We start from the raw sequence: 15,015 nt of genomic DNA on the forward strand, positions 1-15,015 counted from the left end.
CTGTGCCTCGGCGGGCTCCACATCAAGCTCCCCACGAAAACCTGAGGAGTAGCACATAAGTTCGACTGCTGGTGGTTCCCGATCTCGATCCGGTGAACCTGTCTCGATGGTTCTCGTGCCGTCGAGAATGACTCCGCCCGCCCTGGTGGCCGTGTGGGTCGTGTTGCCTTTGGGCCTACGTTTGCTGACCTTGTTTGGGAGGTTGGGTACCAGGATGGATGATATCGATCGCAGGTGTTTGGCGTGGTGCGGAGCGGCGTTATGGCACGGCTGACCGCTGGCGCGCACCGTGCTGAAAAGTTCCTGGAAGCAATGGGTTCCGGTCCTCAATTCCACGCTCGCAGTACCGATCGGATTGCTCGGGGCGGTGCCGTCGCATGGGCGATCGTGGGTAGGCGCAGTATGTGGTCCGATGTCGTCGGCGCTGGCCGCCTGTCCAGTGCCCGTGATCCGTAAGCCGATGGCAGACGACGGCAGTCCGGTGTCGACACGGACGAGGCGGATGTGGCTCAGCAGGATTCTTGTCTCTCGCGCACTTGTGATCGACCTGGGTGATGCCACCGCTTCGAACATATAGGGCAACTCAGCTAAGACGTACCTTGACAACTGCACAGTGAAGCCGGAATCTCGGATGATGCTGGTGTGCAGCAGAATACAGCGATTATCGCTGTGCTCTAGCGGCGTGCTACAGCGGCGGCGACGGCTCGCCATCCGATGAGCAACGCTGCGGTGGTCAGTGTGGCCACGACGATGAAGCTCGGCGCTGTGCCCGCCGACGTCGCCTTGCGTAACAGCATCCCGATGATCACGGTGCTGGCCCAGACAATGAGACCGGTTGGGTATATCGCCGAGGGCTTGAAGTCGCCGGGGTAGGCGCGGGCCGCGAGCCAGCCCGCCACTGTCCCCGTGATGAAGGGCCATGCGGTCTCGGCGATACCGGTGAGGGTCAAGCCCTCGGAGTGACTGCGCCGTCCGATGGTGCAGAACACCAGCACGCATGCCACATCGGTGAGTAGCGCGATGGCTGGTCTGGTCGGCGGGAGTCCGGTTCGCTCACTCACCGGGATAGTCCATCACATCGGAAACCAGTGGCGTGACGTGGGTTTCGTCTCGGGCCGCGAAGTCCGGCACCATGGGTGCCGGCTTACCTGCCTGTACGGTGTCGATGGCATCACCATCGGGACCAAGACGGTCATCGGTGCGTCCGGTGAGTCGGAAGCTGTCGAAGACGAACGGCAAGCCGTCGGCTTTCAACGGATCCGGGGAGTCCATGATGTGGAAATGTAGGTGCGGAGCATCGGTGTTGCCACTGTTACCGAGTGAGCCCAGCACCTGGCCGGTGCTCAGTCGGTCACCGGGTTTCACAGCCACCGATCCTGTCTTCAGGTGAGCGTAGAAGGCATAGTTCCCGCCGCCGATGTCCTGCACCACATGGTTTCCGCCGTACTGGTCCAGGCGCAGCCCGGTCGGACTCTTCCCCGGTACCTGCTCGGGCAGTCCGTCGAGCACCGCAACCACCGGACCATCGGCCACGGCGTGCACGTCGGCACCGAAGTAGGCGTACGACGCGGTATCCGCGACGTCACCGGTGAACAAACGACCATCGGGCAGCAATTGCACATAATCGATGGCGTACCGCTCGGCGCCCCAGAGTGCACCGTCGATCGGGTTGATCGCCATTCGGTGAGGCGTCATGCCGCAGCACCCATTGGCATCCCACCACTGCGGGCCGCGTAGTGGTGGCGCGATGACCACCGGTGTACGCGACTGCACGGTGACCGGGGCGACGGTCTCGGTCAGCTGCGGCGGCAGCAGCGGCGGCATCGGTGTGGTGAGAGTGACCTGGACCTGATGGTCTAGTTCGGTTGGTGCAGCGTCCTCGTCGGTACTGACATCGAGCCACACCAATGCCGACTGTGCTGGTCCGAGGCGGCCTGTCGGTGCGGTGGTGCCCAGAATCCGGGTGCGTTCGGCCAGATCGGCGCCGCTGAGGGTCAGCAGCGGCTCACCGGCGTCGCCGGCGCGGACCTGCAGGGAATCGACGGTGATGTCTTGATCCATCGCGTTGGTCAACAGCAATTCGTAGGCGAGATGCGTCCGACCATCGGTGGCCCGGACCGGTACCGGTGCGGCGACAGCCCGGGCCAGCACGGGGGTCGCCACGGGGGCCTCGGCCGCGGGAGTGGGGGAGGGCGATGTCGTCGGGTTGCCGCTGCCTGGCGCGGCGGGGGAGACGGTCGGCGAACCCTCGGTACTCGTGGCGGGTTGCTCGGTGGTAGGCGAACATCCCGACACCGCCAATGCTGCGGCGAAAAGTACCGCGGTGCAGGCGCTTCTAGTTATCACGGCACTCCTTGTCTTCGGGCTCTGCCGGTGCGTCCGGGTCGACGTCCATCTCGGTGCGGAACAAGAACAAGAACACCACCCAGCCGATGGCGGAGATGAAGATCCAACTGACCAACCGATAGATCAACATCGCTGAGATGGCCGAGGCCAACGACATACCGCTGGATACCAGCCCGGGTACCAGCACGGCCTCGACCACCAGCAGCCCACCGGGCATCAGCGGGATGGATCCCACCGCGCGGGCGGCCGCGTAGGCCACCGTCAGCGCCGCCAGCGAGGGGTGACCACCGGCGGCGTACGCGGCGAAAGCGAGACAGGCGACATCGGCGATCCAGTTGAACAGCGACCAGCCGAACGCGTTGCCCAGCGCTCGTCGGCTCAATCGCACCGATTCCAGCTGGCACAGCAGCTCGCGCCACTTGTCCAGCCACATGTCGGCCGGCTTGTTTCGCAACGCATTGAACCAGGACAGCAGTCGCACGCCGATACCGTCGATCTGCTGTGGATTGGCCGCGACCGACTGTGCCAGGACCAGCAGCAGGAAGAACCCGCCCAAGGTGAAGATCAGCGACAACGGATTCCGGCTGGCGCCCAACAGGAACGCTCCACCCAGACCGAGCAATGCGAGACCGACGGCCTGCAGGACTCCCGACATGACCAGCTGCCAGGACGCCACCACCGGGGACGCACCCCACAACCGCTGCTGGCGGTAGACGAATGTCGCCGAGAGCACCGGACCGCCGGGCAGTGTCGTGGACAGCGCATTACCTGCGTAGAACGCCGCTTCCGAACGCCACTGGTGAACCTGCACGCCGGCCGAGCGCAACAGCGTGCGCTGAATCTGGGCGAAGCTGTGCATCGACGCCATCGCCGCGACGACGGCCGCGAGAACCCACCACCAATTCGCCGAGAGCAGGCTCCGCCACGCCTTGGCCAGTTGATCCCAGACCAGCGTCAACTCGACCGTCAGCACCGCCACCGCGACCACGATGACCACCCAGCGGACCCACCAGTATTTGCCGCGGGTACGGACGTCGCGGTCATGGGCGTCGCTCATCGGCGCGTCGTGCGACACGTGATCAAGGGTAGCCGGGCCACGTGGCGCATGACCTGCGATAACCCGGCGAGTCGCGCGTACGGTAAGCCCATGGCAATAGATCCGGTCGCCGATCAGTCGGTACATCCGTTGGTCCGCAAGGCTGCGGCCTGGTCGTGGCGCCTGCTGGTGATCGGATCGGCCGTCGTGGCGCTGCTGTGGGTGATCGGCCACATGATGCTGATCGTCGTGTCGGTGGCCTTGGCGACGATGTTCGCGGCATTGCTGACGCCGTTCGTCGACTTCATGCATCGTCGGCGCGCGCCGCGGGGCTGGGCGGTGGCGGTGGTGCTGCTGAGCTCCATCTCGATCGTCAGCGGATTGCTCAGCTTCGTCGTCAGCCAATTCATCAGCGGCGCACCGGCATTGGTGGATCAAGTGTCTGCCAGCGTGGACGGTGTGCGGGGTTGGCTGATCGACGGGCCGCTGCACCTGAGCCGAGATCAGATCGACCACGCGGGCGACGCGGTGATAAGCACCCTGCAGGAGAATCAGGCCAGGGTCACCAGCGGTGCGTTGTCGACGGCGGCCACCGTCACAGAGATCCTGACCGGCGCCCTGTTGGTGCTGTTCACCCTGATCTTTCTGCTGCTGGGTGGTCGGGAGATCTTCACCTACGTCACAAAGATCTTCCCGACGACGGTGCGGGAGCGGGTCCGCGACGCGGGCCGCGCAGGTTTCGGATCGCTCACCGGTTACGTGCGGGCCACCTGCCTGGTGGCACTCGTCGACGCCGTCGGTATCGGTACCGGACTGGCCATCATGGGCATCCCGCTCGCCCTGCCGCTGGCATCCCTGGTGTTCCTCGGCGCGTTCGTCCCGCTGATCGGCGCGGTGCTCACCGGTGGCGTCGCGGTGATCGTCGCGCTGATCGCCAAGGGCTGGGTCTACGCGCTGATCACCTTCGGGCTGATCCTCGCGGTGCAACAGCTCGAATCACATGTGCTCCAGCCTTTGGTGATGGGCCGCGCGGTGTCGGTCCATCCCCTTGCGGTGGTACTCGCGATCGCCACCGGCGGCGTACTGGCCGGCATCCTCGGGGCGCTGTTGGCGGTTCCCATACTGGCGGTGCTCAACAGCGCCATCCGGGTCCTGCTGGCCGACGATCCCGAGGCCGAGCAGGAGCAGGTGGTGGCCGAGCTGGAGCCCGAAGCCCTTACAGACGGCCCTCCCGGCGAAGCAGATCGGCCGCACTGACGCCGCCACCACGTCGGGTGGGGGCATCGTCGGTCGTCTCCCGCGCGGCGCGGGTGTCGAGCTTCTCCGTCGGCTCCGGATCGCCCGAATCCCGTTGGGCGGGAATGGCGGTCGTCTGATCGCTGTCGCCACCGGCGGGTGCGGCCGGCTGCGAGGCGCCCGGGCCTGCGCTCGGGATCGCCGTGGTGGGTGCGGCGCTACCGCGCAACTCGCCCAGCCACGACTCGATCTCGCGCTTTTCCCGTGCAGGATTCTGCTCGGTGCGCGGCCTGCGTTCGGTCGGTGCGTTGACCGCGTTGATCGCCGACGTCGCGGCCGAGTCCGGCTGCGCGGCGAACCGCGTCGTCGGAGGTTCGGGTGCCACCGGGGGAGTGGGAATCCGGCTCGTCCCGACTGCGGACGGACCCGTGGGACGCACGGGCGGGAGACCGCGGGGCGGCGGAGCGATCGGATGCCCCGGGTCGTGCTGCGGGCGCGCGGGTACACCGGCACCCACCAGCGCTGCCTCGTCGGCCGGCTCCTCATCGGGTTCGCGGAACCCGGGACGCTTGCGCTCATCGGGCAGTTCGGTCTCACCGAGACCGATCTTCTCCTGAACGCGCTTCATCCACTGTGGCGCCCACCAGCAGTCGTCGCCGAGCAGTTTCATGATCGCCGGCACCAGGAACATCCGGATCACGGTGGCGTCGAGCAGCAGCGCGATCAACAGACCGAAGGCCAGGTACTTCATCACGACGAGATCGGAGAATGCGAACGCCGCGACCACGACGGCCAGCACCAGAGCGGCGCCGGTGATCAGTCGACCCGTGGTGGCCGTTCCGATGCGGATGGCCTCGGCCGTGGACAGACCGCGTTCGCGCGCCTCGACCATGCGAGAGACCAAGAACACCTCGTAGTCGGTCGACAGGCCCCAGATCACCGCGATGATCAGGCCGATCATCGGCGCGAACAACGGCTGCGGGGTGTAGTTGAACAACCCGGAGCCATGCCCGCCCTCGACGAACATCCAGGTCAAGATGCCCATCGTGGAGCCCAATGTGAGGGCGGACATCAACGCCGCCTTGATAGGCAGCACCAGTGATCCGAACGCCAGGAACATCAGGATCGTGGTGGTGATGACCAGGATCACGACCATCAACGGCAACTTGTCGAACAGCGTCAGGATGCTGTCCTGAGCCAGCGCCTGGGTGCCACCGACCAGGATCGTCGTTCCACGCGGCGGCGTGAGCGCGCGCAGCTCCTCGATCTTCTTGGGCGCGGTGCTGTTGTCGACCAGCCCGTTCTGGATCACTCGGACAGACGGATCCTTGGACCCACTCTCCTGAGCCGGCCGCTCCTGCCACATCTCCGACGGTTTGTCGGCGCCCGCAAAACCGGAGATCGTCTGGGCGTCGGCGCGAACGGCCGCCACCTGCTGATCGGTCAACGGTTCGCCGTTGTCGCTGCGGATGACCAGGGTCAACGGTTCGGTGCGGAACCCGGAGAACTCGCGGTCGAACTGCTCCTGCGCCATACGCACGGGATTGTCCGGCGGTAGATACTTCTCACTCAGGCCGCCGAGCGCCATCTGCCCGATCGGGATGACCAGCAGCGTCATCACGACGAGGATCGGGGCGGCGAACGCGATCGGCCGCTTCATCACGACGTTGACCAGCTTGCCCCAGAAACCCTTCTCGACCTCCTCGCGCGTCATCGTCTTCTGGGTCTTCTCGATGAACCAGTCGATGATCTTGCGGGAGAACGGCCAGTTGGCCAGGAAGGGCACGCGCAGCAGCGTGCGGACGCCGAGTGCATCGACGTTCGCCCCGAGGATGCCCAGCACCGCGGGCAATACCGTGATCGACAGGAACGCCGCCAGCAGCACCGACGTGATGATCGCGTACGTGATCGATTTGAGGAACCCGAGCGGTATCAGCAACAGCGGAAGTGACGACGCCACGATGATCACCGCGGAGAACGCGACAGTGCGGCCCGAGGTCATCACCGAGCGGCGTACCGCTGCCGGTACGTCGTACCCCTCGGCGAGCTCCTCGCGGAACCGGCTCACGATGAACAGGCCGTAGTCGATGGCGATACCGAAGCCCATCATCGTCACCACGGGCTGGGCGAAGAAGTGCACCGGACCGAACTCGGCCATGAAACGCAGGATGCCGAGCGCTCCGGCGATGGTCAGACCGCCGACGATCGCGGGCAAGGCGGCCGCAACGGCGCCGCCGAACACGAAGAACAGCACGACCGCGACCAGCGGCACGATCGCGATCTCGGCGCGCTTCTGGTCGGTGCCGATGGTGCCGGTGAGTTCGCTGGCCAGCGGGTTGAGCCCGGCGAGCTTGATGTCCCCGCCGTTGACCTGCTTCAGGTCGGACTCGACGGCCTGGTAGTTCTTCAGGATCGTGTCGTCGTCGTCGCCCTTGAGCGGCACGCTGATGAAGGTCTGCCGCAGATCCTCGGTCTTCATCTGGCTGACCGTCGGATTATCGGTATCGGGTGCCTTCAACCAGCCAACCCAGCCGACGATCTGATCCGGGTGGTCCTCGACCACCTTGTCCAGTTCGCCGGTCACCTCGCGCTGCCACGCCTTGTCGGTGACCTTCTTGTCATCCGGGGGCGTGAGGATTGCGACGACGTGACTGGTGCGGTCACGGCCGTACACCTCGTCGCCGATCAGCGAAGCCTGTACCGACTCGCTGGTATCAGCGTAGAAACCGCTCTGGGTGACGTGCTGTCCGAGACTTGCTCCGAACAGCCCGCCACCAAGGCACAGTGCGACCATGACACCGATGACTATGTATCGGTACTGGTACACCGTTCGACCCCACCAGGCGAACACGTCAGCTCCTTAAAATCTTCTTCAGGTCTGTTTCTCGTTGCGCGCGAATTGTCGCTTCAATTGTTCAAACGCGCGAGGTCAGCAGCGCTGACAACGGCCGGAACGGCTGCAACCACGCGCCCTGCTCGGGCAGCGAATCAAGGCCGATTCGCGGTAGCGGTTCCCGGAAGACACCAGGGATGTCCTCCAGGTCGACGAACTCCAAGCTATCCGACGCTAACGCCCAACTGGCATGTTCGCGAAATCCGAGCACCTGCACCGGAACGCCCTCGTGGGCGATCTCTTCCAGGGGTATCCGGAACGCCTGACCGTCCGCGGATGCCACCACGACACCGGCCAGGCCCTCGCCGCGGCGCAGCGCGATGTGCTCCAGCATGTCGCTGTCCACGTCGCTGTCATCGTCGATCTTCGGCTTGGCAAAGACCGCGAAACCCACGTTACGCAACGCTTCCACCCAGGGTCGGACGACATCGGCGCTACCCGGGGCGATATTGGTGAAGACGGTCGCCTCGGGCTCCAGGGTCGGGACCGCGCCCCCATCTGCCTGCCTGCGTTCGGACAGCTCCGCGGTCCGGCTCAGCAGCCACCTGCCCAGCGCGTCGAAGCGGGGCCGGTGCGCGGCGGTGGGACGGCCGCCGAGGATGGAGCCCAGCCCCATGTCGAGGTTGGGCGCATCCCACACCAGCAATACGCGGTGGACGGTGGACGCCGGCTCGGCCGGGGCATCGGGGGTCTCGGGGAGATCTGGCTCGGTGTCGATACTCACCTTGGCCTCCTGGTCTTCGTGCAAGCGCTCATCGCCGTTCCCACAGCAGCTCCGTCACGATCGGTCCGGCCAGCGCCTTGCGCTCGTATTTGGTCTCCGGCCGAGCCACCGATATCGGCAGCTCGTCGTCCATGCCGACGCGACGCAGCGCGGGTTCGGCATCTCCCACCTCGGCGATGTGCTCGGCATAACCCTGGTGGTCGGTCGCCACATGGAGTAGCCCGCCGGGGCGGAGGCGGTCGGCGATCAGGGCCACCGAGGCGGGCTGGATGAGCCGTCGCTTGTGGTGGCGGGCCTTGGGCCACGGATCGGGGAAGAACACCCGGACGCCGGTCAGCGATCCGCTGCCCACGAGGTGTTCCAGCACGTCCACCCCGTCACCGCGGATCAACCGGATGTTGGTGATGCCCTCGCGGTCGATGGCCGACAGCAGCTGCGCCAGCCCGCGCTTGTAGACCTCGACGGCGATGACATCGCGCTCGGGTTCGGCCTGGGCCATCGCTGCGGTCGAGGTACCGGTGCCACAGCCGATCTCCACGATCAGCGGTGCCCGCCTGCCGAACCATTGCTCGAGGTCGAGGGAGACCGGCCGTCCGTCGGGATCCAGCGCCTCGGAGCCCAACTCGGGCCAGCGGCGCTCCCAGGTCTGTTGCTGCCCCCCGGTCAGCTGGGATCGGCGGGTACGGAAGCTCGTCACCCGGCGTTGATGATGGGCGGGAGCACCCGGCGCGGGATCGACTCCCCCGGGCTCCTCCCCCTGGGCATACATCGGTCCATCGTCGCTCATCGGAGCCGGGGTACCCGCATCGCGGCACATATTGATACCCAACAGTTGCCTGGACAGCGGTGTGACCCACATCAAGGCCCAAATCGGCGCGTACCGGGGTGCGCTACCGATGCCACGATGAACGGGTGGGTTTGATCGCCGAGTTGACCGCGCTCGCCGAGGACGGCTCCCGGCCTCGACTGGGTCCGATCATCGCCGCGCTGGGGCAGCCGGTGCGGGTTCGGGTGACGGGTCGCCCGGGTGTCGGGTGTCGGTCGGTCTCGGCGGTGTTGCGGGATCAGGGACTGGACTGCGTGCCCGAGGGTGCTGTCGCCGATGTGGTGGCGCTGGTGATCGCCGAGACCGTCAAACCCGAGGACCGTCGCGCTCATCTCGGCACCGACCGGCCGCGTTTGATCGTGCTCAACAAGGCCGACGCACTGGCCGACCCCGCGGCGCGGGCCGCGGCGATCACCGCGCAGACCGGTGTGCGCACCGTCCCGATGTGTGCGTTGGCCGGCGGTAAGCCGACACCGATCCTGGATGCGATGGCCGAACTCTCGGCACCGCTGCGCTATCGCAGGCTGCGTACCGCTTTGACCAGGTTGCATGCGCTCGCCGCCACCGATCCCGCGCTTGCCGAACTGCTCGCGGCGGACACGACAGTGCTCACCACCGCCGCGGCGGCCGATGAGGTGGTCCGCGCCGCCGGTCTGCGGCCGTCCCCGATGGCACCGCTGCGCTCGGCAGTGCGCTGGCTGCAATACAGCCGGGGCCCGGTCAGTCCGCTGCATCGAGATTGCGGTGCCGACCTGGCCCGCGGGCAGCTTCGGCTGGTGGCCGGAGGGGATACGCCGCCGTGAACGCACCCGTCGTGGTGGTGACCGGGCCGCCGTTCGCCGGGGCGTCCACTCTCGTGTCGGCACTGCGCACCGCACTGCCCGGGCACCGCTTCGTCGAGCACGCCGACGAGCCGGACGCCGTCGTGTTCGCGGTCTCCGCCGCCGCCCCGGTGGTCGATTCCGATCTGAGGGTCCTCGACGATGCGGCCCGCCGCACCGACCTGGTGGTCGGTGTCGTCACCAAGATCGACGCCCACGCGGATTGGCAGACGGTCGCCACCGGTGCCCGGACGGCCGTGCGCGGGCATGCCACGCGGTATGGGTCGATGCCGTGGGTCGGTGTGGCCGCCGCGCCGCGCGCGGGCGATCCGGTGCTCGCGGAGCTGGTGGACCTGCTGACGAGCGGGCTAGACAGCCCCACGCTGGCGCAGCGGAACCGGATGCGCGCCGGCGAAAGCGCATTGTGCGACCAGATCGATGCGCTCTGTGCCCCCGACAGTGTGGCCATCGCACTGCATCGCCGCCGTGCGGACACCGTGCGCACGGCCCGGCACCTTGGTGCGGCACAGGCCCGTGACCTGCGCACCCGGCTACAGCAAGCTCGCATCGATCTCAACCAGCAGGTCCACCGCCGGTGCGTGGACCTGCGGGCCGCACTCGCCCAGGAGGCTGCCCGGTGGCGCCGCGGTGTCGACCTCGGGGCGGTGGCCGGCGAGCACGTCGACCGGGTGGCGGCCGAGGTCGATGCGGCCGTCACCGCCCGGCTGCGGGAGATCGCGGACGATCTGGGGTTGTCGGCTCCACCCGCCGAGACGTCGCGGGTGGCGACCGATCCCGGCGCACCCGGGCCGTCCGGGCAGGACCTGGAGGCGCGTCTGATGATCGTGCTCGGGGCGGGGTTCGGGCTGGGGATTGCCCTCGCGGCGGCCCGGCTGCTGGCCGGGCTTGCTCCCGGGGCGGCCACCGCCGCGGCCGCCGGCGGTCCGGCGGTCGGTCTGCTGTTGGCGGCCTGGGTGGTCCGCGTGCGCGGGCTGCTGCACAGCCGCGCCCGATGGGACCGCTGGACCGCGACCGTGACCAGCACCCTGCGTGCGGACCTCCAGGCGGCGGTGGCATCCCGTTTGTTGTCCGCCGAAGCGGCGTTGGCTGCGGAATCCGCAGCCGAGCGCGAAAGGGTGGCCGCACAGACCCACACCACGCTCGCCGCCATCGATGCACGGCTGCGGGAGCGGGCGATCGCCATGGCGGCCGCGGCCGGACCCGCTGAACGGCGGTTATCAGCCTTGCGCGAGTCCCTGCGAGCGGTCCGCGCCCAACTGGATTCGGTTACCGCCGAGTAGCAGCAACATCTGAATCGTTCCTGTGAGTGATCGGACATCGTCCCGATTCCACGGACGAAAGTCACCCGCGTTAACCTCTATTTCAGGGACGATCGTGACCTGCCGGTTAACGGCATATGCACGGAAACAACGCAGGAGACTTTGATGACCTCAGCGACCATTCCCGGTCTCGACAATGCACCGACGACGCATCAGGGGCTGTTGGCCTGGGTTCGTGAGGTCGCCGAGCTGACCCAACCCGACCGGGTGGCCTGGGCCGACGGCTCGCAGGAAGAGTACGAGCGGCTCGCCGAGCAGCTCGTCGCGGTCGGCACCTTCCAGAAGCTCAATCAGGAGAAGCAGCCGAACTCCTACCTGGCCCTGTCGGACCCCTCCGATGTCGCCCGCGTCGAATCCCGCACCTTCATCTGCTCCGAGCGTGAAATCGACGCAGGCCCGACCAACAATTGGATGGACCCGTCCGAGATGCGCGGCCTCATGACCGAGCTGTACCGCGGCTCGATGCGGGGACGCACGCTCTGGGTGGTCCCGTTCTGCATGGGCCCGCTGGACGCCGAGGACCCCAAGCTGGGTGTCGAGATCACCGACTCGGAGTACGTCGTCGTCTCGATGCGGACCATGACGCGGATGGGCAAGGCCGCGCTGGACAAGATCGGCGAGGACGGTTTCTTCGTCAAGGCGCTGCATTCGATCGGCGCGCCGCTGGAAGAGGGCCAGAAAGACGTGCCCTGGCCGTGCAACGACACCAAGTACATCACCCACTTCCCCGAAACCCGCGAGATCTGGAGCTACGGATCCGGCTACGGCGGTAACGCCCTGCTCGGCAAGAAGTGCTACTCGCTGCGCATTGCCTCGGCGATGGCGCACGACGAGGGCTGGCTCGCCGAGCACATGCTGATCGTCAAGCTGATCTCCCCGGAGAACAAGTCGTACTTCATCGCCGCCGCCTTCCCGTCGGCGTGTGGGAAGACCAACCTCGCGATGCTGCAGCCGACCATTCCGGGCTGGCGTGCCGAGACCGTCGGCGACGATATCGCCTGGATGCGGTTCGGCAAGGACGGTCAGCTGTACGCGGTGAACCCGGAATTCGGTTTCTTCGGTGTCGCACCCGGAACCAACTGGGACTCCAACCCCAACGCCATGAAGACGATCGCCGCGGGCAACACCGTGTTCACCAACGTCGCCAAGACCGATGACGGTGACGTCTGGTGGGAGGGCCTGGAAGGCGAGCCCGATCATCTGATCGACTGGAAGGGCCAGGACTGGGTCCTGCGCGAGACCGAAACCAAGGCTGCGCACCCGAATTCGCGGTACTGCACCCCGATTTCGCAGTGCCCCACGCTGGCTCCGGAGTGGGACGACCCGCAGGGCGTGCCGATCTCGGCGATCCTGTTCGGTGGGCGCCGCAAGACCACCGTCCCGCTGATCACCGAGGCCCGCGACTGGCAGCACGGCGTGTTCATCGGTGCCACGCTGGGCTCCGAGCAGACCGCCGCCGCCGAGGGCAAGGTCGGCACCGTGCGCCGCGACCCGATGGCCATGCTGCCGTTCCTGGGCTACAACGTCGGCGACTACTTCCAGCACTGGATCAACATCGGCAAGCAGGCCGACGAGTCCAAGCTGCCGAAGGTGTTCTTCGTCAACTGGTTCCGCCGTGGTGAGGACGGCCGCTTCCTGTGGCCCGGATTCGGTGAGAACAGCCGCGTGCTGAAGTGGGCCATCGAGCGCATCGAGCACAAGGCCGACGGCAAGAGCACCCCGATCGGGATCGTGCCGACCGCCGCCGATCTGGACCTGTCGGGTCTGGACGTCGACCCGGCCGATGTGGACGAGGCGCTGGCCGTCAACGCCGAGGAATGGCGTGCCGAGCTGCCGCTGATCGAGGAGTGGTTCGAATTCGTCGGTGAGAAGCTGCCCACCGGCATCAAGGACGAATTCGACGCTCTCAAGACCAGGCTGGCCGAGTCCGACTGACCTCTGGCAACGTGTTCAGGCCTGCAGCCGGGCCAGCTCCCGGCGCAGGCCTGCTGCGCTGTGGTCTGCACGGTTGGACATCGTGCGACGCAGGATCGGTTCGGCGTAACGCAGCCAGCCGCGAAAGGTGAACTCCACGCGGTAGGTCACCGCGGATCCGCTCGGATGCGGTTCCACCGTGATGATGTCATGCGCCATCAGCGCGGAGGTGCTACCGCGCAACTCGATCGACGAGCCCGGCGTCAGTGCGATGACCTCGTAGTCGACGTCTCTGGTGCGTCCGGCGAATTTGGCGCTGTTGGCATAGTGCGTTCCGATATCGCCGTTGCCCCGGATCCGTACCGTGCGGATGGAACCGGCATCCCACTGCTCTGTGGTGGTGAAGTCCGCGAGGTAGTCGAATGCCGATCGTGGATCGGCCGAGGTGATCACCTCACGCTGCACCTCGATCATCGTGGGCTCTCGGATTGCCGGACGACGGTCTGCATCGCGCGCCGCAGACCGATTCGGTGCACGGGCTTCAATCCGAGCCAATAGAGTTGTCCGGGAAGGCCTTTGGGCATGTAGCTGACGTGTTGATGGAGCCGGGTCCGCCCCGGTACGACCGACTCGATGCGCCATTGCAGCCGTGCTCGCCCGGCGCCGTGCAGCTCCAGCAGCGTGGGTTCCTGCTTGTTCTCGACGGTCCAGTGCCCGTGGCGGGATGCCCAGTGCAGCAGGGTTTCCCACACCCTTTCCGGATCGGCGCGGACATCGGCGTCGTGACTCTCGGTATAGACGATCTCGCCCGTCCACGCCGGATCGGTGGGTAGCGGATCGGCGGCGGTGCCATCCCAGCCGGCCTCGGTGCTCTCGGCATTGCGCAGAGCCAGCGCCACGGCATCGCGGTAGGGCGTGAGCCCACCGCTCGGCGCGGCGATGATGGTGTCGATATCGTGCTCGTAGGCGACGGCGTCGGTGCTGAGCGACTCGATGAGAGCCCGGCCGATGCTCAGCGGTACCGGAGTCACCAAGCCGATCCACAGTCCGGCGAGTTTCGGTGTGAGAACCGGCAATACGAGGATGCGACGCCGCGCCAACCCGGCCACCTCGGCATAGATCTGCATCATCTCGCCGTAGCGCAGCACATCGGGCCCGCCGATATCGTAAGTGCGGCTCTCGGGGATCGCCGCGGTGGCCGCAGCCGTCAGGTAGTGCAGGACATCGCCGACGGCGATGGGCTGGATATGGTTGTTGACCCAGCGCGGCGTGGTCATGACCGGTAGTCGGTTGGTCAGGTGCCGGATCATCTCGAACGACGCCGACCCGGCCCCGATGACCACCCCGGCCTGCAGCACCATCGTGGGCACACCCGATTCGATCAGGATCTCACCCACCTGGGTTCGTGATCGCAGGTGCGTCGACAGTCGATCGGAGTGTTCGTGCAGACCGCCGAGGTACACGATGCGCCCGACGGCGGCGTCGCGTGCGGCGGTGGCAACATTCTCGGCGCTGCGCCGTTCGGCCTCCTCGAAATCACCGTCGCTGTTCATCGAGTGCACGAGGTAGTAGACGACGTCGACATCCCGGAACGGCTCCCGCAGGCTCGCGGCATCGGTGAGGTCCCCCCGAGCGATCTCGACGTCATCGGCCCAGGGCACCGTACGGATCTTGGCGGGGTCACGCACCAGCACCCGCACGTGATGTCCCGCCTCGAGAAGTCTGGGCACCAGACGCCCGCCGATGTAGCCGGTGGCTCCCGTGACGAGAACCCGAAGTGCACCCACATTGCTCATTCGGAGGAGATGCCCCCTCAGATGGGTCTTCAAGCCTTCCGGCCCCGGTAAGCCCGCGACCACGGATAACTTGACGGATGTCA

At 66.7% G+C, this 15,015-nt stretch carries 12 protein-coding genes; 4 read left to right on the top strand and 8 right to left on the bottom strand.

All coding sequences use genetic code 11. The features are described 5' to 3' along the window. Nucleotides 1–674: 674 nt before the first annotated feature. Genes G154_RS03865 through G154_RS03875 form a run of 3 tightly spaced genes read right to left on the bottom strand, consistent with a single transcriptional unit; the run spans nucleotide 675 to nucleotide 3,403 of the window. Nucleotides 675–1,061: a DUF3054 domain-containing protein gene (locus G154_RS03865; protein WP_019512869.1), complete on the bottom strand. Its 387-nt coding sequence runs from the start codon at nucleotides 1,059–1,061 to the stop codon at nucleotides 675–677. Next, nucleotides 1,054–2,346: a M23 family metallopeptidase gene (locus tag G154_RS03870; RefSeq protein ID WP_031601265.1), complete on the bottom strand. Its 1,293-nt coding sequence runs from the start codon at nucleotides 2,344–2,346 to the stop codon at nucleotides 1,054–1,056. The genes G154_RS03865 and G154_RS03870 overlap by 8 nt, the downstream gene beginning before the upstream one ends. After that, entirely contained in the window at nucleotides 2,336–3,403 is a 1,068-nt protein-coding gene (locus tag G154_RS03875; protein ID WP_187697584.1) for a YbhN family protein, read from the bottom strand. Before G154_RS03875 ends, G154_RS03870 begins: the two co-directional genes overlap by 11 nt. A 90-nt stretch (nucleotides 3,404–3,493) precedes the next feature. Between G154_RS03875 and G154_RS03880 the strand changes: the two genes are divergently transcribed. Further along, nucleotides 3,494–4,639: an AI-2E family transporter gene (locus tag G154_RS03880; protein WP_019512872.1), complete on the top strand. Its 1,146-nt coding sequence runs from the start codon at nucleotides 3,494–3,496 to the stop codon at nucleotides 4,637–4,639. Here G154_RS03880 and G154_RS03885 read toward each other — a convergent pair. The 3 genes from G154_RS03885 to trmB form a co-directional block, all read right to left on the bottom strand. Next, a complete protein-coding gene (locus G154_RS03885; protein ID WP_023985134.1) occupies nucleotides 4,599–7,469 on the bottom strand; it encodes an MMPL family transporter in 2,871 nt (956 codons plus the stop codon). The genes G154_RS03880 and G154_RS03885 overlap by 41 nt on opposite strands. Nucleotides 7,470–7,533: 64 nt before the next feature. Further along, entirely contained in the window at nucleotides 7,534–8,235 is a 702-nt protein-coding gene (locus tag G154_RS03890) for an NYN domain-containing protein (RefSeq protein WP_023985135.1), read from the bottom strand. Between the two features lie 28 nt (nucleotides 8,236–8,263). Next, nucleotides 8,264–9,022, bottom strand: a complete 759-nt coding sequence (gene trmB / locus G154_RS03895) for a tRNA (guanosine(46)-N7)-methyltransferase TrmB (RefSeq protein ID WP_023985136.1) — start codon at nucleotides 9,020–9,022, stop codon at nucleotides 8,264–8,266. 125 nt (nucleotides 9,023–9,147) lie between these two features. On the opposite strand from trmB, the gene G154_RS03900 reads away from it, so the two are divergent. The 3 genes from G154_RS03900 to G154_RS03910 all read left to right on the top strand — a co-directional run bounded on the left by G154_RS03900 (nucleotide 9,148) and on the right by G154_RS03910 (nucleotide 13,157). After that, the gene (locus tag G154_RS03900) at nucleotides 9,148–9,864 is read left to right on the top strand and encodes a hypothetical protein (RefSeq protein WP_019512876.1); all 717 of its coding nucleotides are present in this window, start codon (nucleotides 9,148–9,150) and stop codon (nucleotides 9,862–9,864) included. Next, entirely contained in the window at nucleotides 9,861–11,183 is a 1,323-nt protein-coding gene (locus G154_RS03905; RefSeq protein ID WP_019512877.1) for a hypothetical protein, read from the top strand. The genes G154_RS03900 and G154_RS03905 overlap by 4 nt, the downstream gene beginning before the upstream one ends. A gap of 144 nt (nucleotides 11,184–11,327) precedes the next feature. Beyond that, the gene (locus G154_RS03910) at nucleotides 11,328–13,157 is read left to right on the top strand and encodes a phosphoenolpyruvate carboxykinase (GTP) (protein ID WP_019512878.1); all 1,830 of its coding nucleotides are present in this window, start codon (nucleotides 11,328–11,330) and stop codon (nucleotides 13,155–13,157) included. Nucleotides 13,158–13,172: 15 nt separating this feature from the next. On the opposite strand, the gene G154_RS03915 is transcribed toward G154_RS03910, so the two are convergent. Together G154_RS03915 and G154_RS03920 are read right to left on the bottom strand one after the other, a co-directional pair. After that, nucleotides 13,173–13,610 (bottom strand): SRPBCC family protein, encoded by a 438-nt coding sequence (locus G154_RS03915; RefSeq protein ID WP_019512879.1) that lies wholly within the window; start codon nucleotides 13,608–13,610, stop codon nucleotides 13,173–13,175. Continuing rightward, complete coding sequence (locus G154_RS03920) at nucleotides 13,607–14,923, bottom strand: SDR family oxidoreductase (RefSeq protein ID WP_023985138.1); 1,317 nt, start codon at nucleotides 14,921–14,923, stop codon at nucleotides 13,607–13,609. Before G154_RS03920 ends, G154_RS03915 begins: the two co-directional genes overlap by 4 nt. Nucleotides 14,924–15,015: the final 92 nt, after the last annotated feature.

This window comes from Mycobacterium sp. VKM Ac-1816D (genome assembly GCF_000416385.1).
In the GTDB taxonomy this organism is placed as follows: Bacteria; Actinomycetota; Actinomycetes; order Mycobacteriales; family Mycobacteriaceae; genus Mycobacterium; species Mycobacterium neoaurum_A.